This window comes from Vibrio sp. 1159 (genome assembly GCF_033340395.1).
Taxonomy (GTDB): Bacteria; Pseudomonadota; Gammaproteobacteria; order Enterobacterales; family Vibrionaceae; genus Vibrio; species Vibrio alginolyticus.
Genome location: NZ_JAWOWL010000010.1, coordinates 93,599 through 120,555, shown reverse-complemented (window position 1 = coordinate 120,555; position 26,957 = coordinate 93,599). Strand labels below are relative to the sequence as shown.

The 26,957-nt window shown below is 44.0% G+C and carries 26 protein-coding genes and 1 pseudogene; 18 read left to right on the top strand and 9 right to left on the bottom strand.

The window, feature by feature from the left end; genetic code table 11:
* Nucleotides 1-43 precede the first annotated feature (43 nt).
* From R7127_RS10430 to R7127_RS10415, 4 genes are all read left to right on the top strand, one after another.
* Nucleotides 44-1,585, top strand: a complete 1,542-nt coding sequence (locus tag R7127_RS10430) for a glutamate synthase-related protein (protein WP_005376500.1) — start codon at nucleotides 44-46, stop codon at nucleotides 1,583-1,585.
* Between the two features lie 186 nt (nucleotides 1,586-1,771).
* Nucleotides 1,772-3,946, top strand: a complete 2,175-nt coding sequence (gene katG / locus R7127_RS10425; protein WP_172563776.1) for a catalase/peroxidase HPI — start codon at nucleotides 1,772-1,774, stop codon at nucleotides 3,944-3,946.
* A 165-nt stretch (nucleotides 3,947-4,111) separates the two neighbouring features.
* Nucleotides 4,112-4,564 (top strand): antitoxin Xre/MbcA/ParS toxin-binding domain-containing protein, encoded by a 453-nt coding sequence (locus R7127_RS10420; protein WP_017820987.1) that lies wholly within the window; start codon nucleotides 4,112-4,114, stop codon nucleotides 4,562-4,564.
* A 1-nt stretch (nucleotide 4,565) separates the two neighbouring features.
* Complete coding sequence (locus R7127_RS10415; protein ID WP_005376497.1) at nucleotides 4,566-5,036, top strand: RES family NAD+ phosphorylase; 471 nt, start codon at nucleotides 4,566-4,568, stop codon at nucleotides 5,034-5,036.
* 29 nt (nucleotides 5,037-5,065) lie between these two features.
* Here the strand turns inward: R7127_RS10415 and R7127_RS10410 are convergent, their stop codons facing one another.
* The gene (locus R7127_RS10410) at nucleotides 5,066-6,964 is read right to left on the bottom strand and encodes an acyltransferase family protein (RefSeq protein WP_172563777.1); all 1,899 of its coding nucleotides are present in this window, start codon (nucleotides 6,962-6,964) and stop codon (nucleotides 5,066-5,068) included.
* Nucleotides 6,965-7,205: 241 nt separating this feature from the next.
* Between R7127_RS10410 and R7127_RS10405 the strand changes: the two genes are divergently transcribed.
* Nucleotides 7,206-7,481, top strand: a complete 276-nt coding sequence (locus tag R7127_RS10405; RefSeq protein WP_053349151.1) for a nitrogenase-stabilizing/protective protein NifW — start codon at nucleotides 7,206-7,208, stop codon at nucleotides 7,479-7,481.
* Nucleotides 7,482-7,598: 117 nt separating this feature from the next.
* On the opposite strand, the gene R7127_RS10400 is transcribed toward R7127_RS10405, so the two are convergent.
* Together R7127_RS10400 and gloA are read right to left on the bottom strand one after the other, a co-directional pair.
* A complete protein-coding gene (locus tag R7127_RS10400; protein WP_017820984.1) occupies nucleotides 7,599-8,699 on the bottom strand; it encodes an alkene reductase in 1,101 nt (366 codons plus the stop codon).
* A gap of 11 nt (nucleotides 8,700-8,710) precedes the next feature.
* Nucleotides 8,711-9,097 (bottom strand): annotated as a pseudogene (gene gloA / locus R7127_RS10395) (lactoylglutathione lyase).
* Between the two features lie 211 nt (nucleotides 9,098-9,308).
* Between gloA and R7127_RS10390 the strand changes: the two are divergent.
* A complete protein-coding gene (locus tag R7127_RS10390; RefSeq protein WP_031781242.1) occupies nucleotides 9,309-9,737 on the top strand; it encodes a PaaI family thioesterase in 429 nt (142 codons plus the stop codon).
* Nucleotides 9,738-9,763: 26 nt separating this feature from the next.
* Nucleotides 9,764-10,153 (top strand): MazG nucleotide pyrophosphohydrolase domain-containing protein, encoded by a 390-nt coding sequence (locus R7127_RS10385; RefSeq protein WP_047101463.1) that lies wholly within the window; start codon nucleotides 9,764-9,766, stop codon nucleotides 10,151-10,153.
* 43 nt (nucleotides 10,154-10,196) lie between these two features.
* Here the strand turns inward: R7127_RS10385 and R7127_RS10380 are convergent, their stop codons facing one another.
* Complete coding sequence (locus R7127_RS10380; protein ID WP_047101465.1) at nucleotides 10,197-11,072, bottom strand: universal stress protein; 876 nt, start codon at nucleotides 11,070-11,072, stop codon at nucleotides 10,197-10,199.
* Nucleotides 11,073-11,287: 215 nt separating this feature from the next.
* Between R7127_RS10380 and R7127_RS10375 the strand changes: the two genes are divergently transcribed.
* The 7 genes from R7127_RS10375 (at nucleotide 11,288) to def (ending at nucleotide 18,341) form a co-directional block, all read left to right on the top strand.
* Entirely contained in the window at nucleotides 11,288-12,631 is a 1,344-nt protein-coding gene (locus R7127_RS10375) for a magnesium transporter (RefSeq protein ID WP_064376938.1), read from the top strand.
* A gap of 289 nt (nucleotides 12,632-12,920) precedes the next feature.
* Nucleotides 12,921-13,463, top strand: a complete 543-nt coding sequence (locus tag R7127_RS10370) for an AAA family ATPase (protein WP_047101468.1) — start codon at nucleotides 12,921-12,923, stop codon at nucleotides 13,461-13,463.
* A 107-nt stretch (nucleotides 13,464-13,570) separates the two neighbouring features.
* Entirely contained in the window at nucleotides 13,571-15,016 is a 1,446-nt protein-coding gene (locus tag R7127_RS10365; protein WP_064376937.1) for an AGE family epimerase/isomerase, read from the top strand.
* 296 nt (nucleotides 15,017-15,312) lie between these two features.
* Complete coding sequence (locus R7127_RS10360) at nucleotides 15,313-16,083, top strand: hypothetical protein (RefSeq protein ID WP_064376936.1); 771 nt, start codon at nucleotides 15,313-15,315, stop codon at nucleotides 16,081-16,083.
* Between the two features lies 1 nt (nucleotide 16,084).
* Nucleotides 16,085-16,624, top strand: coding sequence for a tetratricopeptide repeat protein (locus R7127_RS10355; protein ID WP_033906511.1), 540 nt, complete (start codon nucleotides 16,085-16,087; stop codon nucleotides 16,622-16,624).
* 511 nt (nucleotides 16,625-17,135) lie between these two features.
* Complete coding sequence (locus R7127_RS10350) at nucleotides 17,136-17,600, top strand: ABZJ_00895 family protein (protein ID WP_017635325.1); 465 nt, start codon at nucleotides 17,136-17,138, stop codon at nucleotides 17,598-17,600.
* 234 nt (nucleotides 17,601-17,834) lie between these two features.
* Nucleotides 17,835-18,341, top strand: a complete 507-nt coding sequence (gene def, locus R7127_RS10345) for a peptide deformylase (RefSeq protein WP_033906512.1) — start codon at nucleotides 17,835-17,837, stop codon at nucleotides 18,339-18,341.
* A 72-nt stretch (nucleotides 18,342-18,413) separates the two neighbouring features.
* Here the strand turns inward: def and R7127_RS10340 are convergent, their stop codons facing one another.
* Nucleotides 18,414-18,821: a helix-turn-helix domain-containing protein gene (locus R7127_RS10340; RefSeq protein ID WP_021707542.1), complete on the bottom strand. Its 408-nt coding sequence runs from the start codon at nucleotides 18,819-18,821 to the stop codon at nucleotides 18,414-18,416.
* 84 nt (nucleotides 18,822-18,905) lie between these two features.
* Here R7127_RS10340 and R7127_RS10335 point away from each other — a divergent pair, with 84 nt between their 5' ends.
* The 4 genes from R7127_RS10335 to R7127_RS10320 all read left to right on the top strand — a co-directional run bounded on the left by R7127_RS10335 (nucleotide 18,906) and on the right by R7127_RS10320 (nucleotide 22,549).
* On the top strand, nucleotides 18,906-19,409 hold the full coding sequence (locus R7127_RS10335) for a DUF2938 domain-containing protein (protein ID WP_033906514.1): 504 nt from the start codon (nucleotides 18,906-18,908) through the stop codon (nucleotides 19,407-19,409).
* Between the two features lie 226 nt (nucleotides 19,410-19,635).
* Entirely contained in the window at nucleotides 19,636-20,664 is a 1,029-nt protein-coding gene (locus R7127_RS10330; RefSeq protein WP_005376466.1) for a phospholipase A, read from the top strand.
* Between the two features lie 93 nt (nucleotides 20,665-20,757).
* On the top strand, nucleotides 20,758-21,216 hold the full coding sequence (locus R7127_RS10325) for an exoribonuclease R (protein ID WP_172563778.1): 459 nt from the start codon (nucleotides 20,758-20,760) through the stop codon (nucleotides 21,214-21,216).
* 328 nt (nucleotides 21,217-21,544) lie between these two features.
* A complete protein-coding gene (locus R7127_RS10320) occupies nucleotides 21,545-22,549 on the top strand; it encodes a metal-dependent hydrolase (protein WP_172563779.1) in 1,005 nt (334 codons plus the stop codon).
* Nucleotides 22,550-22,589: 40 nt separating this feature from the next.
* Here R7127_RS10320 and R7127_RS10315 read toward each other — a convergent pair whose 3' ends face one another.
* From R7127_RS10315 to R7127_RS10300, 4 genes are all read right to left on the bottom strand, one after another.
* Nucleotides 22,590-22,982 (bottom strand): hypothetical protein, encoded by a 393-nt coding sequence (locus R7127_RS10315; protein ID WP_005376463.1) that lies wholly within the window; start codon nucleotides 22,980-22,982, stop codon nucleotides 22,590-22,592.
* A gap of 492 nt (nucleotides 22,983-23,474) precedes the next feature.
* The gene (locus R7127_RS10310) at nucleotides 23,475-25,235 is read right to left on the bottom strand and encodes an ABC transporter ATP-binding protein/permease (protein ID WP_172563780.1); all 1,761 of its coding nucleotides are present in this window, start codon (nucleotides 25,233-25,235) and stop codon (nucleotides 23,475-23,477) included.
* A gap of 117 nt (nucleotides 25,236-25,352) precedes the next feature.
* Nucleotides 25,353-25,880, bottom strand: a complete 528-nt coding sequence (locus tag R7127_RS10305; RefSeq protein ID WP_033906518.1) for a DUF6795 domain-containing protein — start codon at nucleotides 25,878-25,880, stop codon at nucleotides 25,353-25,355.
* Nucleotides 25,881-26,132: 252 nt separating this feature from the next.
* Nucleotides 26,133-26,747 carry a PolC-type DNA polymerase III gene (locus R7127_RS10300; RefSeq protein WP_005376459.1) on the bottom strand — a complete coding sequence of 205 codons (615 nt, stop codon included), beginning with the start codon at nucleotides 26,745-26,747 and terminating at the stop codon, nucleotides 26,133-26,135.
* Nucleotides 26,748-26,957 lie beyond the last annotated feature (210 nt).

Genomic DNA, 26,957 nt, shown 5'->3' with positions numbered 1-26,957 from the left:
GCCAGCGAGAAAGCATGGTTAACAATAATAAATAGGGGGCAACATGAGCAAGCCAATCATCGCTGATAACAAGCCGATCAAAGTAGAGTTGAAAGCTGGGCAAGAATATTACTTCTGCCGATGTGGGCGTTCTAAAAATCAACCTTACTGCGATGGGTCTCATTCGGGGACCGGCTTAAAGCCAATGAGCTTTAGTGCGGAAAAAGACGAAGATGCCTATCTCTGCCAATGTAAGCATACCGCCAATGCTCCTTTTTGTGATGGTACACACAAGCGGTTTACCGCAGAGCAAGTCGGTAAAGAGGGACCGGAACAAAAGCGAGAGAAAAGAGACAAACCAACAGCGTCTGCTTCACGAGAAGAACCAACCCTCGAGTTTATCCACCAATTAGCGAGAGAAGGACTCTCTAAACTCGGTCATCATGGTCCGATGGCTGCAATGGGGGTTCCTAGGCATTTGCTACCACATTGGGATGCTATACAAATCATGGTGGCGCAAATGGCGACACAACCGTTGTTGGAAGACGTTCCTGTGTCTACCGAATTGATTGTGGGGCCAAACGCGCGTAAGCCGCTCAGACTCGCTATTCCTTTGTTGGTGTCGGACATGAGTTTTGGCGCACTTTCTGAAGAGGCGAAAATTGCACTAGCAAAAGGTGCAGAGTTGGCGGGGACTGGGATTTGCTCTGGTGAGGGTGGCATGTTACCGGAAGAGCAGGCCGTTAATTCACGGTATTTCTATGAGCTTGCTAGTGCTCAATTTGGCTACGACGAATCTAAGCTTCTTAATGTTCAGGCGTTTCACTTCAAAGGCGGGCAAGGAGCAAAAACGGGCACGGGTGGTCATCTGCCTGCAAATAAAAATGTAGGTAAGATCTCTCAGGTGAGAGGCATCCCCGAGGGACAACCAGCGATATCACCACCAACGTTCAAAGATCTTCACACTACTCACGATTTCAGAAAGTTTGCTGACAGAGTTCGTGGCATCACAGGCGGTATTCCAATTGGATTTAAACTCAGTGCCAACCATATTGAGCAAGACATTCAGTTTGCGCTTGATGCTGGAGCTGATTATATCATCTTAGATGGTCGCGGTGGTGGCACGGGTGCGGCGCCAACTATGTTCCGTGATCATATTAGTGTACCCACCATCCCTGCTTTAGCTCGTGCACGTAAATACTTAGATGAAAAAGGCGTAAGTGACCGTGTCACATTAATCATCACCGGTGGGTTGAGAGTTCCTACGGATTTTGTCAAAGCGTTGGCACTTGGAGCAGACGGAGTAGCGATAGCAAACAGTGCGATGCAATCGATCGGTTGTGTCGCGGCTCGCATCTGCAACACCAATAATTGCCCGGCAGGCATTGCGACACAAAATGCCGATTTGAGGCAGCGTCTCGACGTTGAAAAGTCATCCCAGCAACTGAAAAATTTCTTCGAATCTTCTGTTGAGCTCATGAAAGTCATGGCGAGGGCGTGTGGTCATCACGCTCTGAATGAATTTAGTCATCATGATTTAGCGACCTGGGATCACAACATGGCGAGGCTGTCTGGGATTAAGTATTCAGGTATGGACTTAAACTGATCTCTATCCATATTTTCTGCATATAGGTACATGTTTGATAACAATTATTTATTCGCTGAAATGTTTGAAATTTTGACTTGGCGTTAACTAAAAAAACAGTGTATGAACTACGCTGTTTGAGGTGGATATTCGATTTATTGAATAACAAAGAGTGGTTACCACAACCACGACACGAAGGAGCATTATATGAGCAAAGCAAACGGCGGTTCGGTAGGTAAATGTCCAGTTATGCATGGTGGGCAAACATCTACAGATAAGTCGGTGATGGATTGGTGGCCGAATGCCTTGAACTTAGACATCCTGCATCAACACGACTCCAAAACCAACCCATTTGGTCAGGACTTTAATTACAAAGAAGAACTGGAAAAGCTAGATGTCGAAGCACTTAAAAAAGATTTAAAAGATTTAATGACTGATAGCCAAGACTGGTGGCCTGCCGACTGGGGACACTACGGTGGTTTAATGATCCGAATGGCATGGCATGCAGCGGGTAGTTATCGTATTGCGGATGGCCGTGGCGGTGCTGCTACAGGCAACCAACGCTTTGCTCCTCTCAACTCTTGGCCAGACAACGCCAACCTCGATAAGGCTCGACGCCTTTTATGGCCAATCAAGAAAAAATATGGCAACAAACTAAGTTGGGCAGACCTGATTGTCCTTGCCGGTAACATGGCGTACGAATCCATGGGCTTTAAGACCTTTGGCTTTGCGTTTGGACGAGAGGACATTTGGCACCCAGAAAAAGACACTTACTGGGGGTCTGAGCAAGAATGGTTAGCCACAAGTGACGCTGATAACAGCCGCTACTCTGGTGAGCGAGATTTAGAAAACCCGCTTGCTGCGGTAATGATGGGTCTTATCTATGTGAACCCTGAAGGGGTAGACGGTAACCCAGATCCTCTCAAAACAGCACATGACATGCGAGTGACCTTTGCGCGAATGGCAATGAACGATGAAGAAACCGTCGCGCTCACAGCTGGTGGTCACACGGTGGGTAAGTGTCATGGTAATGGTGATGCCGCAAACCTTGGCCCAGAGCCCGAAGCAGCAGACGTTCATGAGCAAGGTCTTGGCTGGATTAACCACAAAACACGTGGCATTGGCCGTGACGCGGTAACGAGTGGCATTGAAGGTGCTTGGACAACACACCCTACACAATGGGACTACGGATACTTCCACCTACTATTTAAGTATGACTGGGAACTGAAAAAGAGCCCAGCAGGTGCATGGCAATGGGAGCCAATCGACATTGAAGAAGAAGACAAGCCTGTCGATGTTGAAGACGGTTCTAAGCGCTACAATCCAATCATGACCGACGCCGATATGGCGCTCAAAATGGACCCTGAATATCGTAAGATTGCAGAAAAGTTCCAAAATGACCCTGCGTACTTTGATGACGTTTTTGCTCGTGCCTGGTTTAAGTTGACACACCGCGATCTAGGACCAAAATCATGTTATTTCGGCCCTGATGTGCCAAGCGAAGATCTTATTTGGCAAGACCCAACGCCCGCAGGTAAGACAGACTACGATGTCGATTTAGTGAAAACAAAAATTGAAGCAAGTGGCCTATCCATTAGTGAGTTAGTAAGTACGGCGTGGGATAGTGCGCGTACTTACCGTGGCTCTGACCGCCGAGGCGGTGCAAATGGCGCGAGAATTCGCTTGGCTCCGCAAAAAGATTGGCAAGGGAACGAACCTGAACGTCTAAGACGTGTTCTTGCGGTGTTAGAAAAAATAGCAGCAGAAGAGGGCTGTAGTGTTGCAGATGCTATCGTGCTTGCTGGTAACGTAGGTATTGAACTGGCTGCGCGTGCCGCAGGTCATGATGTTTCCGTACCATTCGCGCCAGGCCGAGGTGATGCCACCCAAGAGATGACGGATGTGGAATCGTTCGAAGTACTTGAGCCTGTTGCTGACGGTTTCCGAAATTGGTTGAAGAAAGACTACGCGGTTAAGCCAGAAGAGCTTTTATTAGATCGTGCTCAGCTTATGGGGCTAACGGCGCCAGAAATGACGGTACTTATCGGTGGTATGCGCGTTCTAGGCAGTAACTACGGCGGTGGAAAAGAGGGCGTATTTACTGACCGAGTAGGCACTTTGTCGAATGATTTCTTCGTGAACCTTACTGACATGGCATATACGTGGAAACCAGTGAGTGCTAATCAATATGAAATCCGTGATCGTAAAACCGATGCTGTGAAGTGGACGGCTACTCGAGTGGATCTTGTCTTTGGTTCAAACTCGATCCTGCGTTCGTATGCGGAAGTGTATGCGCAAGATGATAATCAGGAAAAATTCATCCATGACTTCATCGCCGCATGGACGAAAGTCATGAACGCGGATCGTTTTGACTTGCAATAAGTGAAACGATGCCCGTCGGTAAATGGGTTGATGAATAAGTAAGAGAGGCGGGCGAAAAGCTCGCCTTTTTCTTTACCTATCTTTTTACTTTGATTGTTACTTTGATTGAAAGTTAAGCTCATTTGAACCATAATAACTGGACCATATGAACCATAGGAGCTTGATATGGCAACTGCAGCATTAAAAAGCTTCAAACCGAAACAACCTCATAAAGCCAATTTCTGGTTTATGTTGGGTATTGAAGACGCTGAAACAGGTCGCACTGATGCGGTTCACAAAGGCTTTGAGCCAAAGGTGTATCGCAATATTGTTGAGCGTGTGAAGCTTTCTCAGAGTGAGTTTCAAAACGTCACATTGATACCTGTTAGCACGATCAAGCGTCGTCTAAAAAACGATGAGCGCTTCAATACGCAAGAAAGTGATGCAATCTATCGATTAGCGATGTTATTGAAACTCGCGACAGAACTGTTTGACGACGAAGAGCGCGCGTTAAAATGGATGAGAGAGAATGTGTACGGCTTAGGTGGAAAACGTCCACTTGATATGGTCTCGACCACGGTGGATTTTGAAATCGTAAAAGATTTGATCGGCCGTTTAGAGCACGGGGTATTCTCGTAATATGAAGCTCTATCGTCTCACACAAAAGAAATTTGCTGACACGCCATTCAGCCCCGTTGGCGCAAAGTTGTTTGGAGGGCGATGGAACTCAAAAGGAACCGAAGCCCTCTACTTCTCTGAATCGGAATCCCTTTGCTCGTTGGAAGTATTTGTTCACGTAAACAACGATCCTGCTATCACCAAACTTTACGATTTATATCGTATTGAAATGCCAGAATACCTCATCGCCACCTTAGATGAAGAAGATCTCCCTGTGACGTGGCGGGCAATACCGGCGAGCGAGTCTACGCAGTACATTGGTGATCAGTTTCTCAATGATCCTCATCCAGAGTTTGCCGCGCTGCAAGTGCCTTCAACGATTTCACCTCGTGATAAAAACTACGTGGTGAATCCAAATCATCCCAAAATGAAAGAGATCATCAAGAAAGCCGAAAAGCTCGATTTCGCGTTTGATCCGCGCATTTTCAAATAGACGCCTAGCTTTGTCTTGCTTTAAAGCATTCAGCGCTTACCTGAGATAAGCGCTGAAGCATAAAAGTTTATTCCCTTGGTTATTCGGTCGTAAGTGAACTGTTGCGCTTCATTTGTACTGTTGTGGTAATGCCCAAGCACCAACTCAGCACCTTTGTAAGATAAATGGCTGTCATCCGTATACATCGCATTGTTTGCTCCAACTCTCATTCGACATACGCCATTTCTGCAAATGGCATCGGTCAAGTCGACAAACTCAACGTGCTCAAATTGCTCAAAGTAGTTCACTAACTTCGCCACGTTTTGAGGGTGATGTTGTTTGGGAGAAAAGTCGCAGGCAGACTCTTCTGTCTCGCCAAACAAACGCGCTTTCCAAAGGCATTCTCCTACCGCAAACGGTGCAGAAGGGGTTGGACCGAAAACGACCACTTCCTTTCCTTTCAGTTCATTCAATAATTTGGTTAATGATGCTTCATAATCGGCTTGTGAAAGCTCTTTATTGAAATTAGAAGAGATAACAACGCGACGAATGGAAGGGGTACTTAGAATGGTATCGACAGCCTCATTGAAGAACTGTCGGCAAGAAATTGAGCCAGCAGCTTCTAGGATGTCGACATAACCGACCGCACAGGAATCTTGAGTAAGTTGCACCACGCCAGTTGGTGTTACTTCGGATAGACGCTTCACGTAAACCATGCTGTGACTATTGCCTAACACAGCGATGGCGGGCTGCGGCGCAGACGAACACACATCGTTAACGTTGGTGTTGCCGTTGCAATCTAAACCATAACCGTTGTTAACGCGCATGGCCTCGAAAAATGCGCTTCTTTCTGGAAAACCACCGTTCTGATGACCGATAACGCCGAGCGTTAGCAAGGGCAACGTCAACAACACAATAACCGCGGACACAGTGCGCATGCTCATGGCTTTTCGGCTACGGAACGGCTTTTCAATAAAGCGCCAAGTGAAGTAAGAAAGTACAAAAAGAGTGACAACGTAAAGTGGGATATTGATGTCTTGTGTTGTGTCCAACACGTAGCGGTAAAAGACAAATAATGGAATGTGCCACAAGTATAAGCTGTAGCTGATTAAGCCGACGAACACGACCCACTTTAGGCTCAGTAATCTACCGCAGACATTGTCTTTAGAGGCAAACAAAATCACCAACGCGCTACCGATGACTGGCACCAGCAGCGTAATGCCCGCGCCATCTTGCGATTTTTCAAACAAAAGCGCGGAAGCCAATATCAAAACGATGCCAATGGTTGCTAGAGTATCGTTAGATTGAACTTGGACTTTTCTCATCACTAATGCGAGTAATGAACCGGTTGCCAGCTCCCAAGCGCGAGAGAAGATCATGTAAAAAGCGAAATCAGGATCGTTGCTCGCGTAGACAATAGTCATCAAACTCAGCGCAAATACCGCGATGAAAAAAGTCAGGTAAAACGCGTTTTTACCACGAGCGAGTAGCATGAGTAGTAAAGGAATGACAATGTAGTATTGTTCTTCAACGCCCAAGCTCCAAGTGTGAAACAGCGGATTGGCTTGATCTTCTAAACCGAAGTAATTGTGGCCTTTTAGATACAGAAGAATGTTGGATGAAGAAAGAATAGAAGACACTGCAAACTGACCAACGTCTTTGTGTGCTTGCGGCAAAAATAGCCACCAAGACATCAAATAGCTGACGGCGATCACCACCAGTAAGAGGGGGAGTATGCGACGAATGCGTCGCTCATAAAAATCACCAAGGCTGAACTTCTGGTTTTCTAAGTCGTTAATCACGATGGCAGTGATCAAATAGCCGCTGATCACAAAGAACACGTCGACGCCAATAAAGCCACCAGCGAATTGCTCAACTCCTGCATGAAACAAAATCACCAACGTGACAGCAATCGCCCTTAATCCGTCTACTTCTGCTCTGTAAGTCATATCGTGTTGCTCCAACATTCCGTTTAATGAAGTAGAGCAAAATATGAACCAGAAATAATGTTTATTTAAATCAGTGCCTTAAAATGATCATCAAAATGAAAATGCTAGGTGGGTTAACGAATTCCCAAATTGAATTTCAATATGGAAACCCCATAAAGAATGATCTTAAGAAGTGCTAAATCAAAGAACGTAAAGCGCGAGGCACTTAGACTTCATTGAAAATGATTACGCTAAAGAAACGATGACAGAGAATACGATTCAGGAAAAAATTGCCAGCTTTACTTGTATCGAAGAGGCTTTGAATTACTTCGACATCGAGTTTGATAGCCGATTTATCGAAAACAATCGAACCGAGTTGGTTAAGAGGTTTAACGGCTACCTAATCCTCACTAAACCGGATGATTGGTTTTCAGGTCGTCGTGCTTTAAAGAATGCTTACTGTAAAGTACAACGCAGTTTGCTCAGTAAAACGACGCGCTCTGCGTGTCGAGGTTGTACATCTTGTCAAAGACGTTAATTCTGGTGGCTTGCCTAAAAAGAACCCTGCATCTTGGTGTCACAGGGGGAAGAGCAAGGTTCTTTTGGTTTCGCTATTGGTTTGTCGCGAGTTACGAATCAGCTTTACGTAGATGAATTAACCCGCGTGATACGCAGGGTAGTCCACCAAGCCTTTTTCACCGCCGCCGAACAATGTGGCAGGGTCATGTTCTGCCAGCGGATAGCCATGCTTGATGCGGCTTGGTAAGTCTGGGTTTGCAACAAACGGACGGCCAAAGCCAATCATGTCGGCTAAACCACTTTCAATCGCGTGTTGCGCCTTTTCTGCGTTGTAACGACCGGCATAGATCAGTGTGCCTTTATACGCCTCACGAACTGCGGTTTTAAAGTCGTGCGGAGTGTCTGGCGCGTCGTCCCAATCCACTTCAGCAATGTGAATGTAAACCACATTGAGTTTATCAAGCAGCGCTGCAGCGGCGGTGTAGGTTTCGACTGGCGTACTATCAACGGTGCCATTTAACGAAGTGAATGGTGCAAGACGAACACCAACACGCTCAGCGCCAATAGCTTGCGTCATCGCCTCTACCACTTCACCAAGAAAACGCAGACGGTTTTCAATTGAGCCGCCGTATTCATCGGTGCGGTTATTCGCTTCAGAATCGATAAACTGGTTAACCAAGTAGCCATTCGCTGCATGAAGCTCGATACCATCGAATCCGGCTTCTATCGCGTTTAGGGCGGCTTGGCGGTACTCTTCAATAACGTTCTTGATGTCTTGTTTGGTCATTTCACGTGGCTCAACCACGTCGACAAAACCCGGTTCGTCTGTGCCGTTATCGACAAATACTTTCACGTTTTCTGCTTTTAGCGCAGAAGAAGAAATAGGCTGCTCACCGCCAATGTTATCAGGGTGAGTCACGCGACCAACGTGCCACAATTGCGCGAAGATAGTGCCGCCATTCTCGTGCACCGCATTGGTTACCTTTTTCCAGCCAGCAATTTGCTCTGGGCTGTAAATGCCTGGTGTCCATGCATAGCCTTGACCCATTGGCGAAATTTGTGTGCCTTCAGCAACGATTAGGCCCGCTTCAGCACGTTGAGCATAGTAGGTCGCCATCATGTCGTTAGCGATATTACCTGGTTGAGAAGCACGAGAGCGCGTCATCGGAGGCATAACGATACGGTTTTTTAATGAGAGAGAGCCAAGTTGAATGGGTTGAAATAATGCGTCTGTCATAGGAAACCTCGTTATTTTTGAGTTTGGATGAGTTCGATTTGGTAACCATCGGGATCTTTAATGAACGCGATGTGAGTTTCTCCGCCTTTCATTGGACCTGGCTCGCGAGTAACGTTGCCACCAAGCGCTTTAATTTTTTCGCAAGCGGCGTAAATATCTTCAGACCCCAGTGCCATGTGTCCGAATGCGTTACCCAAGTCGTAACTGTCGGTATCCCAGTTATAAGTTAGCTCGATGGTCGCGCCATCTGGTTGATCAGGGTTACCAACAAACACCAGTGAGTAACGCTATTCTTGGTTTTCAAAACGATCCAAAACACTCATTCCCAGAACTTTTGTATAAAATTCGATAGATTTGTCTAGGTCAGCAACACGGATCATCGTGTGGAGAAACTTCATAAGTCGCCTTTTCATAACGTTGCGTAATCACTATGCAAACCATATCGCCACTCTAAATAAACTGGAAATTATCGTTAATTATCAAAATGATTATTTAGTGTTATGAAAAGCGAGGTTGCTGGCCCTGCAACATGCAAACAAAGATTACTCGCCGTTTCTTTTTAATTGTTGGCATATGCTAATTACTCTTTTGAGAAACCGAGTAACTATCATGTCCACAAACAGCTACTGTCATTACACTCACGAGTCTCATCATCAATGTGCGGTTTGTTCTTCAATTAATGTGAATCCGAACTCTTTGGCCGTGAACTATCAATACCTAGCCGATGGCTCTGTTGTCGGAGAGTTTCACGTTTTACCGCGTCATCAAGGTTACACAGACCTGTTGCATGGTGGTATTGCCAGTTCGCTTCTCGATGGTGCAATGACGCATTGTTTGTTATCTAGAGACATTCAAGCCCTTACGGCGCAGTTGGATGTGCGCTACCATGCACCTATTCAGTTAGATGATCGAGTCACGATTACTGCACACTGTGAAGGTGAACGACGCGGTATATATCAACTGGTGGCTCAATTGCGGGTCGAAAGCGAAGTTAGAGTGACGGCTAAAGGGAAGTTTATTCGTCCTAAAAAGGCATAAATAAAAACGTGTTCTACGGAGAGGCAATGAAGAAATTTGATGAGCTGTATGCAATTGCGACGAGAAAATCTCAATATGACCAAACCAATACTTGGTTTAAAGGCGTAGAGACTTATCTGGAGGCCATTGGCAAAGAAGTTGATGAAGTCCGCGAAGAGATTCGCGAGGATCGCCTTTGTCATTTGGAAGACGAGTTAGGCGATGTGTTGTGGAACTACCTTAACGTATTAAAAGCGCTGGAAAGAGAAAAGGGTATAGATCCTGAGAAAGTACTCGAAAGAGCCTGCACTAAATACGAGCAGCGTGTATCTGCGATTGAATCGGGACGCAGTTGGGATGAGATAAAACAGCAGCAGAAACAAGCCTTGAACGCGGAACATGAAGCCGCGCAGTTAGAAGATGTAAAGAGCCAATAACTGCGCTTGGTATTGAAAGGATAGGTTAATAGGGAATACCTAGTCAGCCCTTGGAGCTGTTGACCAACAGTAGGTCACAAGGTGGTTGATCAAGTAACGTGTCTACAGTGCTGCCAGACCAAAATTGAGATGACATGCTTCGTTTACATGCCCCCATAATCAAAATCGCTGCTTGTGATTGCTTAACTGCTTTTGGTAACGCCGTTTCAGGGTTTCCTTCTGGCAGCAGTAGTGGTACTCGAGTTAACCTTTGCGCACTAATAAAATCTGTAATGCCTGCTTTTTGGTTGCTTAATATCTCTGCACGATAGCGAGAGAGGTATGGCGCGACGTATCGGCAGTAAACGAGCGTCATTTTCCCGCTTAAGGTTTGTTCTAATTTTGAGCCTCGCGAGACGATGGCTTTATCTACTATCGACTTTTCATCCCCTCGATGAAGTGGGTCGATTGCACAAAGCATGTTGGCGTGAGAAGGCCATGAACGCTCACTCAGTAGCAACAAGTCGCAATCTTGTTGTGCTAGTTCTGTGAGCATCGTTTGAATCTCGTGTTTGTTAAAGTGTCCCACGAGCAGTAAGTCAGTGTGGTCAACAAGTCGTTTCGCAACTTGCTCAACCCAATGACTCCCTTTGAAATGCTCGTAAGAGAGCGTTGGCGTTTCAAGCTCTTCTTCTTCACAAAGTTCGACAATTAATGCGTTGAACTTTAAGGTCCAAGCTTCAAACTCAGCTTGTCTTTTTTCTATATGGTCAGAGTTGAAACTGAGAAAATGAGCGAATGCGTGATCTTCACTTCGGCGATGGTCTTCCACTAAAACCACAATAGGCTGAGCCAACGCTGTCGAAAATTGAATCACTTTACGAAGCACCTTACGACTTGGTAAGGCGGCCTGCTGAGTCAGAAAAAATACAGGTGCCATTGATTACTCCATTATCAAACAAGGCGAATGAGCCTGACACACATTCAAGTCTATACCATGAACTGATGCAGAGGCGTTTTGTTTCTGCGAGCGAAATATAAATTCCGCAATTAAGTCAACTATCGCCTAGAATTTTAACATCAAGAATTCATGCCTTCGGATAGCACATATCGTCAATGCGGCGAATGTGGTACTGAAAGCTATAGGTAAAAGTAATGATAGATTCCAACCAATTGCAAATTAACCGCAAAGTGCCACATTTGCTTGCTGAGATCATTAAAGCGATAGAATCGACCGAAGACTTGAGCTTTTTGAAAGACTATCAAGAAGCACAGATTGCGAACATTTTGGAATCGGTCAACATTGCTTACCGTAAGCGTGTCATAGAAGCAGTGCCGCCTGAGAAGTATTGGACGGTATTAAATTTGCTCCGATACGACACCGCCAAGCACATTCATCAATCACTCAATAAAGACTTACAACATGAACGCTTGGCGTACATAACGGATTCAGAACTGATCATCTTTGCGGACTTTCTACCGACCGAATTTGTAGATGAATACCTTATTGATCAAAGTGAAGAGTCTGTCGCGCATATCCAACAAGCATTGTCGTATGAAGACAACAAAGTTGGACGTTATGCCGAGCCTCACTTTCTGGTCGCAAACCCTAAAAACAGCGTAGGAGGCATCAAAACCGAGCTGCTAAAACGTGGGCAAAGTCCAGTGCGGTTGATTATTGTGCGTGATGCAAGTGGTGTGATTGGTACGATAGAGCCGCAAACCCTGTTGCTGCATGAGAACCATACCAAACTCACAGACTTGACCGTAGTCACGCCAATTCTGGAAGATATCCAAACGATTCAAAGCGTCAGTAAACAGGTCTCGATTGATGGTGGAGCGCATTGGTTTCCTATCATGGCTGGTGGCAAAATTATGGGCGTTTTGTCGATGGCGACCATCGCGATTACCTTGCGTGAACTCAGCCTACAAGCTGTAGTGGCAGAAAACGTACGAAGTGAAGAAGATTTGTTCACACCATTAACTGTGGCGACAAGGCTAAGAGCACTTTGGTTGGTGATTAACTTGCTGACCGCTTTTGTTGCCTCTGCCATCATTGGTATTTTTGATAATGTGGTCGAGCAAGTTGTAGCGCTTGCTATCTTAATGCCCGTTGTGGCGAGTATGGGCGGCATCGCAGGTAGCCAAACCTTAGCGGTGGCCATTCGGGGTATCGCACTAAACCACTTGCACCAAAGTAACTTGAAGCTATTGGTGAATAAGGAATTAAAAATCGCCACCATTAATGGTTTAATTATGGGATTGGTGATCGCGGGTGTCGTTTACATGGTGTTTGACTCTTTGCCATTGGCGCTTATTATTTGCTGTGCCATTTTCCTCAATAGTTTGGCGGCCGCGGCATCGGGTACGTTGATACCATTCACGTTGAAAAAGTTTAACATTGACCCCGCCGTGGCTGGCTCGGTAGTATTGACGACCGTTACCGATGTCGTTGGTTTCTTTGCGTTCTTAGGCTTAGGTGCCATTTTCTTGATATAGATATCCAATTGACGCGTTAACTAGCAGAACCAATCGCACCATTTCCCAACCCAGTATTTTGGGCGAGCTTGCTTCACTCAGCATTCCTCCGTTTTCCATAACCGATGAACACGTCGTTTCGGTTCTTACTTTGTATATCTCTTTACTGCCCAGTTCTATTCCCCAAATTTCCCACTACCGATCTCGCTTAACGCTGGCGTGCCAAATGCCAATTTCAAACGCCAGATGATGCCCATTTTCTTGGCTGTACACGCATTACTTCACTCAAACAAAAAATAAGGAAACAATTTTGAATAAACTCATCGTATTCACTGGTGGTCCCGGTGCAGGGAAAACTTCGGTAATCGAACAGCTAAAAACACAAGGCTTTATCTGCGCGCCAGAAACCGGTCGTCACGTGATACAAACGCAGGTTGCCAATCACGGTTCAGCATTACCTTGGAATGACAAACAAGCTTTTCGAGACGAAATTATGAAGGCAGAAGTGAGCAATTACCGAGCTTTCAATGTCCACCAAGGGAATGTGTTTTTTGATCGCAGTATTGTGGACGTATATGGCTACAGTAAGTTGGAACAACTGCCAATCTCGCATGAGCTCATCACGCATTGCCAGACGCTTCGTTATCATTCTCAAGTGTTCATTTTTCCACCTTGGGCATCGATATTCAGCAATGACGAAGAGCGAAAGCAAGATTTTTCTGAAGCGGTGGCTACGTATCAACAGATGGTCAACGCTTATCACAAATTTGGTTATCAATTGATCGAAGTGCCCAAAATGTCAGTCGAAGACAGAGTAGCGTTTATTCTCGGCTCAGTCATCGAACAAGGCTGAAAGATGATTGATGCAAACAAATGAGTAAGGCTATTGTGAGCACGACAACAATATGCGTAAAGGGAGTTATTTATACTGGATAAAATTCAATAACTTAATTGAGTGTTATGTCTTTTAAATATCTTACCTTATTGCTCGCAACGACGAGCATGAGCAGCTTTGCTGATGTAGGCCTGCCTTCGGGGGATGATTGGTTAAACCATGTGACGAATGGCCTAGCCCCATATTGGATGATGGAAAGCGCGCATGGACAACCTGAGGGGAATTTTCCGACTTTTCGTTGTGATAACGGTGTCATTCTCGATCCACAAAAGCCGTGTGGAGAATTAAACAAAGGGTGGATTAGCCCGCACTTCGATCGCGAATACACCCGCATGAAATCGCGCCAAACTTACGCTTATGGCGTACTTTTTCATCTTACGGGTGACAAGCAAGCATTAGAGCTGGCAAAGAAAGGGGCTTATTACCTGATTGATCATCTACAAGATGAGAAAAACGGCGGCTTCGTGAGCTTTACGCGTAGTGGAAAACCGGGGATGGAGTGGCAACAACGAACTTCTCAAGACCAAGCTTACGCCTTGGTGGGGTTGGCGATGTACTACTACTTAACGCAAGATCCAAAGGTTGAACAAGCACTTATCGACCAGCAAGCGTTTATATTTAAACAATACCGACGAAGCGATGATCGCGGTCTGGCGTGGGTTTTGAAAGATGGTGATGGGGAAAGTGAGAAGCAGCAAGAGTTAGTCGCTCAACTTGACCAAATTAATGGCTACCTGTTGTTAACGGCGCCACTTTTACCAGAACCAGCGCAAGCCAAGTGGAAGCAAGATCTGCAATGGCTGATGCAAGTGATGCTAGATAACTACCATTCCGTCAAAGAGCAGCGTTTTTATGGCGCGATACACCACAAAGCGGTAATGATGCCAGATGCGAAACACAATGATTTTGGACACACCATCAAAGCGTATTGGATGACGTATCTCACTGGTCAGTTGTTGGAGAATTCCAATTGGACAGAGTTTGGTTTCAAAGGAATGAAACACACGCTTAAACAAGCGCAATACCAGCAAAACTTTGAGCAAGTCAAAGCGCTTTTCTCACCAGAATGGCAGAGTAAATGGACGCAAGAGAGCATTCCTGCTTGGCAATCAAGACCATACAAGCACTATAGCTCGTCTTGGGAATGGGCAGAGCTCGATCAAGCGGCAATGACAGTTTCCCTTGTTGATGGTTCGATGAAAGAAACGCTTCAATACACGTTACCCACTTTTATGGATGCATGGGTGGATCATCAATATGGAGGCGTCGGTCTAAGCCCTAAATCAACCAAAGCGTTCCATTGGGGAAATGGTTACCACCAGTTTGAACATGCGTTGGTCGGGTATTTGTACGCGCAACAAATGGCAAAACAGCCTGCCAAGCTTTACTACGCGCGACCAGCAGAGAATAAAATGCCACTTAATCCATATTACTTTAGCGCAGACGTAAAATCGTTGTCGTCACAAAGTGATGGAGTCACCACCGCGACATTCACCAATATTCGACCTTAGGTTGGTCGATGGTGATGTGTTAATTAAAGTCCGCGTAAAAGCCAAAGCAAAATTGTAGCAGTAATATCAATAAAGGCTAACCAACTGGTTAGCCTTTATTTTTAATAATCTTACATGTAATGGTGACAACACATATAGTTAACGAATGTTTATTTGTAATGACCGCTGAGTGTTTCTAACAAATATCTAACTATAAATTAACTTTCATTGATTAGGGTATATCTCACAACTAGGACAACTTAGAGCTTGGAACTTTATGCAATCCTGTTCATAATAATGGTTTTGAGAGAATCATTATGTACATTTCTATACTAACGCACGAGAGAGATACGCCGTTATCAATCAACTACATTAATTGCATGTATCCAGCTGACAAACTATTTAGCTCTTGTGTCGAACTAAGAAGCAAATTAGATAATGAGAAAATTCCCGTTAATACCATAAAAGATACTTCTCTTGCGGGACCATTACGTAAGCTTCCAAATGATATTACAGGTGAGAAAAGGTTACAAAAGCTTAAGGAACAGATAGATCGCAACATGGCGGTTAAGTCTGGTATGTTAACCGATCGAATGCACTGGAAAAACAAAGCTGTTATTCCTTCACGTAAATTTTCGTCTCTAGCTCCAATACAGTCGTCAACTCTAGCTTCTACTGCAATGAAAGCAAATAGTGGAAGGGCCATGGCCTTAGGGATGGTATTACAGAAAGGCAGAGCTATGCTTCTCTTTGATATTATCCGACAAAACGTTAGAGTACTAGCTAATCGAGTACACAATGCAAATCTAGAATCATCTGGCTGCATTTTGATTGTTAATGTGAAGTATTTGAAAGTCGAAAGGGAATATGGGAAAGCTCCTCAACTATCTAGAGTTTCATTAGCAAGTATAATTCCTCAAGAAGACAAGTATAACTTTGATTCGAGTGCTTATGTTCGTGGTCAAATTGCCAATATGTGTGAAGCTAGTGCTAAAGCTCCGATCAATACAAAGTTTCAAATTGTAAGCGGTCAGTATGACGATTCATACTCGACAGCAGTCTTGTTTATCAAATGCACATGGGAATAACATGAGAATTGTTAACGTTTTATTAGTAGTGCTCCTTGTTACGGCATGTAACGATACTACGTCAAAGTTTGAGGCAACTAAAACGACAGAAAGCCTCCTAACTAAGAACCGAGAAGCTCCAGAGCAGTTGTACAGCGAAGCAAATAAATTTTATGAACAAGGTGATGTGCAAGGAGCAAAGTCTTTATTGATCAAAGCTATCGAAGTGGATGATGTTCATAGTAAAGAGCTTTTAGGGATAATCCTTCTGAAAGAGCCAAAAGTCATGGATGTTAAGCGGGGCTTTTCTTTAATCTCAGAGGCTGCTGATGATGGGTTGGCGAGTGCACAATTTTATTTAGGATCATGTTTGTATGATGATGGCTGTGGTTTACCTGAAAATAAGGTGCTTTCAGCCTATTACTTGACGCAAGCGTTAAATAATGGTGAAGGTGGTGCACAAATGCTACTTGGATTTCTAGATGAAGAAATAGGTGACACTGCGATTGATCAAAAAACATATGCGGTAGAGCTGAATCGCTATATAGAACAGCTCAATTAATATTGCGGCTTAATGTTTTATAGGGTTTTAATCGAACCTCAAACAGAGAGTGCTGGACTTCTACAAAGCAGTAGAAGCCACAGCGAAGCTGCAACAATAATCGAGTGTGTAATAGAAAATAAAAAGCCGTCAGAACCACTGGTTTTGACGGCTTTTTATTCTATGACAGGTAGAGACTTCAATTTTCAGCGTGATAGGTCCATGAAAACTTAAGTGAGATTCCAATCACGTCGCATGATCTCACTAGTGTCATTGGAAATAAATGAATTGTTTCTGATACATAGAACGTATTAACATGGTTGCACTGGGCCCTTATGAGTAAATTCATTGAATATACCATTTGAGAGAGAGGGTTTAATTTTAAAAATAACAGTTAGTTGGAATCTAGGTTAAATGAAAATAAAACTATTTAAAAAGCTACAAGTTGTATTTCTTGTGGTGTTGTTTCTCTAGGTTGTCCAAGCGGAAGCATGATCTAAAACGCTTATTTTATTCAAATAAATGGAAAGAAATGAAAGTGGAATTAAAAAATAACTATTCAGAATCAGAAATAAACCAGCCACCATCGGTACTTCTTGTTACGTCTCTGTTGTGTCTGGCGTCCGTTTGTTGGGCTGCATTGCTGTTGGCCATTGAATATATTGTTGGGATAGAAATGAGTGGTACAGGCTTTCTTAGCACGTTAATCCCAGCCATGAGTGTTGGTTATTACTTCGGCTACAAGACTGGAGATGTAATGCCATCAAAAACAAGATGGTATGCTGTTTTACTGTGGACTTTAGCAAGTTTGGTAGTGTTCTCTCTTATCTTAATGTCGTTAGATATTTCTCCGTTTTATTTATTATCTGAGCTCGGTGGGGTAAGTATTTTTATTGCTATCATAATGCTAATAACGATTGGCATCGCCTACTTAATTTTAAAAAGTGGTGAGAAAATGGCGATTAGAGTATTACTCAAAGCCAAGGAAAGTCAGTAGATAAAATACAACAAACGATTCAATTAGGATCATGACAAGACGCCAGCCATAATGTGCTGGCGTTTTAGTTTCCTGTTTGTAGGATTTTTTGTCTAAAAGGCAAACCCATTGATTGTGTTGTAGTTTGAGTTAATGGTTTATGCCTTGTGCGCAAGATAGCTTAGCAGGTTTATGTATCGAGAAACGTGTGTATAATTCGCCACGAATTACGATTTATAGATATGAAAGGTAAGTATGGCAGTCCTCGAAATTCTCTCCATTCCAGACCCAAGGCTTAAAGTAAAAGCAGAAAAAGTCACTGATGTATCGACACTACAAACGCTGATAGACGATATGCTAGAAACACTTTACGCAACGGGCAATGGTATCGGTTTAGCTTCAACCCAAGTAGGCAGAAAAGAGGCGGTTGTTGTCATCGATATCTCTGACGAACGCAATGACCCTTTAATCTTGGTTAACCCAGAAGTGGTGAGCGGAGAAAACAAAGCACTTGGTCAAGAGGGATGTCTCTCTGTTCCTGAGTACTACGCAGATGTAGAGCGTTACACGTCAGTTGTTGTTTCTGCACTAGACCGTGATGGCAACCCGATTACAATCGAGAGCGATGAGTTCTTGGCGATTGTGATGCAGCACGAAATTGATCACCTATCTGGTAACTTGTTCATTGATTACCTTTCACCGCTGAAGCAAAAAATGGCGATGAAAAAAGTGAAGAAGTACGTAAAAGCGAAAGCTAAGTAATATGAGAGGAAGTAACCCTCCATGTCGAGTTACTTCCTTTTAAATCAAGAATAGGAAGGTAGTGAGAGCGGTTTATCTCTGTTTTTGGGGGACATAACGCTTTACGACCTTCATAAGCCTTTGAAATGAAGAACAGTCCATATGTGACTCATGAGGGCAGGTGGCAACATGGTTTAGGCTGTCTCGCACCGCTTTCAAACGTTTTATTTGCTCATCAATCTCAAGTGCCTTTTTCGTTAGTAAGTCACGATCGATATATGGCTTTGAAACTTCTGATTGATTCAACATTTCTGCCATTTCGTTAAGCGATATTCCAGCGATACGCCCCAAACTAATTAAATTGAGTGTATTGAGTACCTCTGGTGAATATTGGCGTCTCAATCCATTCCTTCCTATCGAGCGAATTAACCCCAGCTGTTCGTAATACCTGAGCGTTGAAGTCGGCAATCCTGATTTTCTAACCACTTCTGCAATATCCATATTATTCCCCATTGACTTCAAGTTGGCTTTAAGTTGTAGCATGCAACTAAGACCTTAACAAATCAAAAACTTGAGGAGAGAAAAATGCTGCTTTTAATGGGATTGCAAGCGGTGCTAATAGGGATTGGTGCCACTTTGATAATGGATTTATGGGCATGGTTACAAAGGAGAGTGTTTGGTATTCCTTCATTAAACTATGCGTTGGTTGCGCGCTGGGTTTTGTACATGCCCCAAGGAAAGTTTATGCATGCGCCAATTATGGCGTCAGAGGCGATGCCGGGAGAAAAGTCACTTGGCTGGTTTTTGCATTATGCCATCGGCGTTACTTTCGCTTTGGCTCACGTTACTGTTTTTGGTCATCATTGGTTGGTAGAGCCCAGTCTAATGCCCAGCTTAATTACAGGCGTGGTAACGTTGATCTTCCCATTTTTGGTCATTCAACCTTGTCTAGGATTTGGTTTTGCTGCGAGTAAAACCCCAACACCTTGGAAAGCCCGTTTTCTTAGCACATTGGCGCATTTGGGTTTTGGTTTGGGTTTATTCATAGCCGGGTTTGCAATCAAAGTTACGAGCCAGTATTTTGCATAGAGAACATGAGCATCATGCAAACGAGTGGTTTTTATCTATGATGCTCAACTCTTGGTTGTTTTTTGCGCTTTGATCATAGTTGACCGATATGTCTAAAGTCTGTTGCATTTATCCAAGACGTAAAGTCGGCGGACATTTAACATTGCCTTAACGTCAGAATGGCAAGCGGTTTACCAAGAAAAACTAAAATTATCTGGTTTGACATAAAGAATATTAAGGGTTTCAGATGGCTTCAAAAGTGGCAGGGATATCAATACTGAGTTTATTGGCAGCGCCAGTTGCGATGGGAGAAACAGCCAGTGCTTATGATTTATGTTTGCTAGACAAAATAAAGCAAAGCAAAGGTGAAGAAACCATAAAGAGCATTCGCGCGCAGTGTGAGCTTGACACAGTAACCAGCACAGTGCCCGCTGATCCAGAAATTGAAGAGCCTGAAGAACTTCAGGAAAGTTTGGTCGACAAGCGTTTGGAATCAGAACGAGAAAACGCGTTCGAACCGTTTAGTCTGGTCGCGCATCGCGTTAACTATATTCTTCCGTTTACATACAGTGATCGTGTAAATAAACGCGCGTATGCCGACACCAAATACGGCGATGAACTGCGTAAGGAAGAGGCGGAGTTCCAAATCAGTTTTAAAGTACCAATGAACTATGATGACTTGTTGTTTGATGGCGATGGTCTGTTTTTTGGAATGACTCTTAAATCATTTTGGCAGGTATATACGGGTGCAGCATCTCGTCCATTCCGTGAAACCAATTATCGTCCAGAGCTTTTTTACTACACCCCAACTGACTGGAAACCACTTGATGGTTCGACTTGGTTAGGTTTTGGTATTGAACATGAGTCTAACGGTCAGAGACAGGAGCTATCGCGCAGTTGGAACCGTGTCTATGCCAACGTAACCTTTGCAAAAGACAATTTTGCGGTTTCTATCCAGCCTTGGTGGCGTATACCTGAAGATGAAAAGACATCGCCTAATGATCCCAAAGGTGATGATAACCCGGATATCGAAGACTATATGGGACACTTTGAGCTATCGAGTGCTTACAAGTGGAATGGTTACGAGTTTACCTTTTTAGGTCGCCAGAACTTTCAAACACATAAGGGTTTTGCAGAACTGGGTGTGTCATTTCCGATTTGGGGCAAAGTTCAGGGGTACGCACAATACTCAGCGGGTTATGGTAAGAGCTTGATCGACTATGATCATAATCAGCAGCGGATTGGTGTTGGTATTGCAATCAACGGTGTTTTGTAGTTTTTCGTAGATGGATAGAAATTAACACTGGCAATTGAAATTTCAATATTTAGAATGCGAGGCTGAAATTGATTTCTAACCTAGAGTGATTTTATGCTTCGTGATTACACCTTCGATTGTCTTGTAACTATGCCTCGCCATGAGCTGGAAGAGTTTAGTGCTCGTATGATCAGTAAAATGGTGCCAGAAGACGTGATGAATGAGCTGTTCACTTTTGAACAAGAAGAAGTGGATAGTGAAGACCGCATGTTGTCTGCACGTCTTGATGCAATGCTACGCATGACAGCAATCGCACTGAGTGAAATTCAACAAGCGTTTGATGACTCAGACAACGCAAAGCAAAATAGCGAGCGAATGACGCGATTGGTGCTTTGGCATTTCTACGCGATCTCATTCCGTTTGGAAGAGGCCATCACGCTAGAAACACACTGTGCTCTAGTGGAAAAACTAATCGAAAATGTACCTTCGGATGTTTTTGCGTGGGTAAAAACATTGACGGAGCTGCTACACACTTACGCTGAAATCAACGCGAAAGAGAATCCTCAAGACTAAACACCTGTCGTTTATCGTTCAGTAAATTAGAAACAAGGCGAGCCATTTGGTTCGCCTTGTTTTTTCGCGTCAGATAAACCTTCGGGTTTGAAATACCAAACAAGCCTAGACTCAGATTTGTTCGTTCACTAGCGAACGGCGTGATTCCTTCTTACACTAAATCAAGGTATTTGTTGCTAAACAAGCAAATGCATGACTAAGTCGTGTATTGTTTTCCACTAAAATGCGGATAACTTATGTCGAAGAACCTTCTGGTTTTTAAATTGGAACCGACTATTGAGCATGTACGCTTTCCAGCTGAGCTTCATCTATCTAAAGGAAGTGAACGATGGATCCGTTAACGCAAGGTTTATTGGGTGCAGCTTTGCCACTGGCCGTGAGCAACAAGCGAAACCTTGCAGTTGTTGGCGTGTTGGGCGTGGTCTCTGGGATGGCGCCGGATTTAGATGTGCTCATCCGTTCTTCAACTGATCCTTTGCTGTATTTGGAATACCATCGCCAATTTACTCACTCGCTCTTGTTTATCCCGTTTGGTAGTTTCATTTGTGCTTTGTTGTTATATCCATTGTTCGCAAAAAAGCGAGGACTAAGCTTCCGGCAGAGTTGGTTTTACTGTGCGCTTGGTTATAGTACCCATGCGTTATTAGACGCATGCACCAGTTATGGAACACAGCTTCTATGGCCGATAAGTAACACGCGTTATGCTTGGAACACTATTTCGGTAATCGACCCCGCGTTCACACTCCCTATTTTAATATTGCTTTTGTTTGTTGCACTGAATCGAAGCCCAAACTATGCCCGCATTGCATTTTTATGGTGCCTGGCTTACCTAAGTCTTGGAATGATCCAGCGAGATAGAGCAGAAGTAGCTGGTTGGGAAATCGTCAAAGAGCGACAACACAACGCTATACAATTAAAAGCCAAACCAAGTTTCAGCAATCTTTTGGTTTGGAAACTAATTTATGAAACGGAAGAGAGCTACTATGTAGATGCCGTAAGGGTGGGGCGTTCAATAAAAATTTACCCTGGCGAATCAACTCCAAAGTTAAATATAAAAGAGCAATTTCCGTGGCTAAACCCGCAATCGCAACAAGCAAGAGACATCGAACGTTTCCGTTGGTTTTCAAACGGTTTTGTAGCGACGGATCCGAATAATGAAATGCGAATTGTTGATATGCGTTATTCCATCGTACCAAACCAAATTAATGCGTTATGGGGCATCAATCTATCCCCAAAAGCCAGCGCAGACGCGCACGTTGAATACACTGCTCATCGAGGAAGTACTGCAGAAGATCGCCAAGTTTTTTTCAACATGCTTACGGATTTTGAGTGATGGTTTTACTTTGGATGTCGATGCGGTTTCGTAATAACTATTACGCAGACTGAAAGTCCTTTACTAGGGTCGGCTTGCTAGCGAAGAAAATCTTGCCAAACAGGGACTTGTACTTCCAGCCAAGAGACAAAAGCCGTTTAGCTAAGTTCTTGTTTTCAATGATTGCAACCTCAACACCTTGGTAGTGGTAAGGATTGCTTTTGATGTAGTCGATAAATGCAGTAAGCACGCCTTGCCCGCGAACGGAGGGTGCAAAGTTGACTGCTACAATAGAAAAGCGTTGGCTACCTGCTGGGCAACGGACTAAACAGTGCCCAAGAGGATGAGTAATAGTCTCAGAAAATTCAGGAAAAGGGCGAGACTCAAGCTCTTGAGAAAGCGCATCGTATCGCTGACATAGATAAGAAAATAGTTGTTTCGCTTCGCTGTTCATATCGGTGCCGCTTTTGTGTTGCTTGGTTTGAAGGCATTGATGTCTCAAACATTGTAACCATAGATAGCAACACAAAACGCGGTAAACTTTTTCAGTAATGATTTCCTATTTTTGAAACCTGAATTGTTACAAATGAAGTTGATTGGGTTTTATATGGTAGTTGTGAACGAGTATTTCTAGTTGAAGGGAGAATACGTTGGTTACTGGATTCTTACTGGAATTCCTTTGTTAAAAGGCGAGCTGCTTGGTTTAATGCCGCTCGTTTAACTGCGAGTGGCATCTTTTGTATTTCGTCACCTTGTACAGCGACGATCGGACATGATGTGGGATCTTCTATCCTAGCTCTTCATGGTCTAAATTATCTCATTAACCACTCAGAGCTAGATTCTTAGTCTCGCCAAGGCTCGCTGGACTGACACAAAAACATCGTTAAACTCCTGTTATTAAATTATTTGGTCCGCCTTTGCTTACTTTTGAACGCTTAACTAGGCGTTACTCCAAGTGCTTAAATTGCAATGCCACAAGTCGCTGATACAACTCACAGCTTTGCATTAATGATTGGTGGTTACCAACATCGACTAACTCGCCATTGTCGAGCACCGCAATTTTATCCGCATGTTGGATAGTCGAAAGACGATGAGCAATAATCAGCGTTGTGCGTCCTTTCATTAGAGCTTCAAGTGCTTGCTGAACGTGATGTTCACTTTCACTATCAAGGGCGCTGGTAGCTTCGTCTAGCAGTAAGATTTTTGGATCTTTTAGAATCGCGCGAGCAATCGCAATACGCTGCTTTTGTCCGCCCGATAGCCTAACGCCGCGCTCGCCTAAAAAGCTGTGATAGCCTTCGGGAAGCTTCTCAATAAACTCATGGGCATGGGCTTTTTTCGCGGCTTCGATAACTTGTTCATCCGTCGCTTCAGGATTACCGTAGCGAATATTATGGAAAACATCATGGCTAAACAGCGCTGGTTGTTGTGGTACGAGCGCCATTTGACGTCGAAGCTCGTTTGGATCGAACTGTCGAATATCTTCACCACCAAACAACACTTGCCCTTTTTGCGGATCATAAAAGCGTTGCAGCAGTTCGAATAGTGTTGTTTTACCGGCACCAGAAGGGCCGACCAACGCCAACACTTTTCCTTGTTCAGCAGTTAGATTTAACTCTTTGATAGCTGGTTGATTTGGGCGAGAAGGGTAGTTGAAACTCACCGAATTAAAGTTAACCTCAGCAGGCATGTCGGCACGGACAGGCAAATGGTTGCTTGGCGCTTTAATATCACTGGCTACTTGAAGGATCTCAATCAGCCGTTCGGTAGCACCTGCGGCTCTTTGCAATTCACCCATGACTTCGGAAATGGTTGCAGTCGATGAGGCAACCATAATGGCATAAAACACAAATGCGGCTAGGTCACCCGCAGACATTTTTCCGTGAATCACATCGCTGCCGCCTATCCAAAGCATGCCTGAAATCGCGCTGAACACAATCACAATAACGCCTGATATCAGGATCGCTCGCTGCTTTACTCTCTGTCTGCCTACTTCATAAGCTTTTTCCACCTCGACAGCGAAAGCCGCTCGTTCATGCGACTCTGAGCTAAAACTTTGCACGGTTTTAATATGTTCTATCGCTTCTCCAGCGTAGCTTCCGACATCGGCCATTGAGTCCTGACTTTGGCGAGAGAGAGCACGCACGCGTCGTCCATAAAACAAAATTGGCACCAAAACCAAAGGCACAGAAGCAAGCACAATCAGCGTGAGCTTAACGTTGGTAGCGAATAACATAATGATGGCACCAAAACACATCAAAGCGCTACGCATCGCCATCGAGAACGATGAACCAATAATGCTTTGCAGCAATGTGGTATCGGTAGTCAGGCGCGACATTATGTCGCCGCTACTGTTGGTCTCAAAATAGCTCGGATGCAGCGTAATCACATGATTAAACACCGCAAGGCGAATATCCGCACTAACGCGCTCACCTACGGCAGAGACAAGGTAAAAGCGAAAGAAAGTCCCAATGGCAATACACAATGTGACACCGACAATAAACTGAATCGCATTGGTGAGCTCTTGCAATGATTGCTGAGCAAAGCCTTGGTCGATAAGAATGCGCACTCCATAGCCAACGGATAACGTCAAACTTGCTGTCGCGACAAGGGCAACCAAGGCTGCCGCAACCCGCCATTTATAAGGTGCAATAAAGGTGCTGAGTTTAAGAAGAATGCTGAGATTTTTGTTATTTTTTCTGCTCATGAGTGACTCACAAAGCGTTTTAGGTACCTGGCATAGTAAGCCAGTTTGGTTGGTGAGACCAGCGAACTACCGCTTTCGGATTAGGAAGTTGAGGAGTTTGATAGAGTAAACATTACTCTATCTGTTTACTTTTAAGTAATCACTTAAGTCACATTGACTACTTACGGAATCCCCATGGGATTGAAATTCAAACTTTCTGATGGGGTTGGTGGCTTCGCAGTTTAAATTAGACATATTTACTCTTTCCTTCATACCGATGACATGATGCCTGAAAACTCCTTTCCAAATAACAACCTTTTGATTGGCAACGGTTGTGGTCACTTCTACACTGCATATTGTTTGAAATAGACCGTCGAAAATACTTAGAACTTTATTCCTTTTTCTGAAAACAGGATCAAACTTGAATTCCCCATTTGTATTCGTGGTGAAGCTACGTTCGAAAGAACGATTTTCTGACCGAATGGTAAGTACTACATTTGCATTCTTTATGGGGGTATCGTTCTTCGTAATACGTCCTTTTATGCTTGGTGTAAACTCTTGAGCTTCCTTACCAAAAAATAAAAAGCCAACAGCAAAAACAGAAATCAGTACGAGTATGAGTAAAGCTGCAAACTGTTCTAAGAACAGAAAAACATTGTTGATCATCGCTTACAAATCAGTAGTCAGTGAATACACCTCGAATTGTTGCGTATTGTCTCGAGTGACTATAGCGAGTATCTAAATCGGTGAGACATAATTCACGATTTTTTTAGAAGTTTTGGAGGATAGAGTGACCCAGGCGATCTTTGTTTTGAATAAGAAGCACTGCGATATTGACAGATATAGCCAATATCGCATGTATATCGAAAATCACTTAAACGTCGAAGAGACTAGAATCAGCTTTTAGTTCGGAGGGGGTTACGCACGGCTTTTGGCGAGTAGCAGGTCGACTTTTCCTTTGGCTGTTTTACTGACCGTTTGCATCAACTGAAAACTTGGTTTTTCGACGCCTGAGTTTTCTATCCCTTCGACCATTAAGAGCCAAAGCTTGGCTGTCATTTGCGCATCGGCTAGTGCTCGGTGGAAAACACCGTCGTTGTCGATATTTTTATAGCGAACAAGTTCACCTAGCTTATGTGATGGGGCTTCTTGAATGAGCCGTCTTGCCACTAGTAAGGAGCAAGCAAACTCACCCGAATAACCACAGTTGATTCGTTCAAGCTCCGCATCTAAAAATCGTTTATCGAAGGACGCGTTGTGAGCGATAAGGTTTTCGCCTGCAATGAACTCACTAAATGACGCCATTACCTCTTCGCAGCTTGGTGCCGATCGCAACATATTGTTGGTAATGCCGGTGTAGTTCTCAATGAAAGAACTCACTCTGAAACCGGGATTCATGAGTTGCTGAAAACTATCGACAACCTCGCCATTGACTAACTTTACTGCACCAATTTCTATTGCGCGATCACCTAAAGTAGGAGAGAGACCTGTGGTTTCAAAGTCGAGTACGACCACAGAGTTTGCTTGAGGCATAAAATTTTCCAGCTGAGTAATATTGCGCAAGAGTATTATCGAAAGCGACAGAAAAAGAAAGGCGAACACAATGGTGAATATCTGTCTATCTTTACTCCACAAAGTCAGTGTTCGTCGTCCACTGTTTATGGACAGGTACGTTCTGGCTTACCCATCGCGGCTTGTGCGGTAGCCTTATATTTCAAATGTTTTTCGGCTTTTCGATTCATT

Bases quoted from the DNA above. Each gene is read 5' to 3' on its own strand.
- R7127_RS10390 (WP_031781242.1), top strand. From the start codon at position 9,309: ATGTCCACAAACAGCTACTGTCATTACACTCACGAGTCTCATCATCAA.
- R7127_RS10340 (WP_021707542.1), bottom strand. From the start codon at position 18,821: ATGGATATTGCAGAAGTGGTTAGAAAATCAGGATTGCCGACTTCAACG.
- R7127_RS10320 (WP_172563779.1), top strand. From the start codon at position 21,545: ATGGATCCGTTAACGCAAGGTTTATTGGGTGCAGCTTTGCCACTGGCC.
- R7127_RS10405 (WP_053349151.1), top strand. From the start codon at position 7,206: ATGACAGAGAATACGATTCAGGAAAAAATTGCCAGCTTTACTTGTATC.
- R7127_RS10365 (WP_064376937.1), top strand. From the start codon at position 13,571: ATGTCTTTTAAATATCTTACCTTATTGCTCGCAACGACGAGCATGAGC.
- R7127_RS10380 (WP_047101465.1), bottom strand. From the start codon at position 11,072: ATGGCACCTGTATTTTTTCTGACTCAGCAGGCCGCCTTACCAAGTCGT.
- R7127_RS10330 (WP_005376466.1), top strand. From the start codon at position 19,636: ATGGCTTCAAAAGTGGCAGGGATATCAATACTGAGTTTATTGGCAGCG.
- R7127_RS10335 (WP_033906514.1), top strand. From the start codon at position 18,906: ATGCTGCTTTTAATGGGATTGCAAGCGGTGCTAATAGGGATTGGTGCC.
- R7127_RS10420 (WP_017820987.1), top strand. From the start codon at position 4,112: ATGGCAACTGCAGCATTAAAAAGCTTCAAACCGAAACAACCTCATAAA.
- R7127_RS10430 (WP_005376500.1), top strand. From the start codon at position 44: ATGAGCAAGCCAATCATCGCTGATAACAAGCCGATCAAAGTAGAGTTG.
- katG (WP_172563776.1), top strand. From the start codon at position 1,772: ATGAGCAAAGCAAACGGCGGTTCGGTAGGTAAATGTCCAGTTATGCAT.
- R7127_RS10415 (WP_005376497.1), top strand. From the start codon at position 4,566: ATGAAGCTCTATCGTCTCACACAAAAGAAATTTGCTGACACGCCATTC.
- R7127_RS10315 (WP_005376463.1), bottom strand. From the start codon at position 22,982: ATGAACAGCGAAGCGAAACAACTATTTTCTTATCTATGTCAGCGATAC.
- R7127_RS10355 (WP_033906511.1), top strand. From the start codon at position 16,085: ATGAGAATTGTTAACGTTTTATTAGTAGTGCTCCTTGTTACGGCATGT.
- R7127_RS10410 (WP_172563777.1), bottom strand. From the start codon at position 6,964: ATGACTTACAGAGCAGAAGTAGACGGATTAAGGGCGATTGCTGTCACG.
- R7127_RS10325 (WP_172563778.1), top strand. From the start codon at position 20,758: ATGCTTCGTGATTACACCTTCGATTGTCTTGTAACTATGCCTCGCCAT.
- R7127_RS10360 (WP_064376936.1), top strand. From the start codon at position 15,313: ATGTACATTTCTATACTAACGCACGAGAGAGATACGCCGTTATCAATC.
- R7127_RS10385 (WP_047101463.1), top strand. From the start codon at position 9,764: ATGAAGAAATTTGATGAGCTGTATGCAATTGCGACGAGAAAATCTCAA.
- R7127_RS10310 (WP_172563780.1), bottom strand. From the start codon at position 25,235: ATGAGCAGAAAAAATAACAAAAATCTCAGCATTCTTCTTAAACTCAGC.
- R7127_RS10375 (WP_064376938.1), top strand. From the start codon at position 11,288: ATGATAGATTCCAACCAATTGCAAATTAACCGCAAAGTGCCACATTTG.
- R7127_RS10300 (WP_005376459.1), bottom strand. From the start codon at position 26,747: ATGCCTCAAGCAAACTCTGTGGTCGTACTCGACTTTGAAACCACAGGT.
- def (WP_033906512.1), top strand. From the start codon at position 17,835: ATGGCAGTCCTCGAAATTCTCTCCATTCCAGACCCAAGGCTTAAAGTA.
- R7127_RS10305 (WP_033906518.1), bottom strand. From the start codon at position 25,880: ATGATCAACAATGTTTTTCTGTTCTTAGAACAGTTTGCAGCTTTACTC.
- R7127_RS10400 (WP_017820984.1), bottom strand. From the start codon at position 8,699: ATGACAGACGCATTATTTCAACCCATTCAACTTGGCTCTCTCTCATTA.
- R7127_RS10350 (WP_017635325.1), top strand. From the start codon at position 17,136: ATGAAAGTGGAATTAAAAAATAACTATTCAGAATCAGAAATAAACCAG.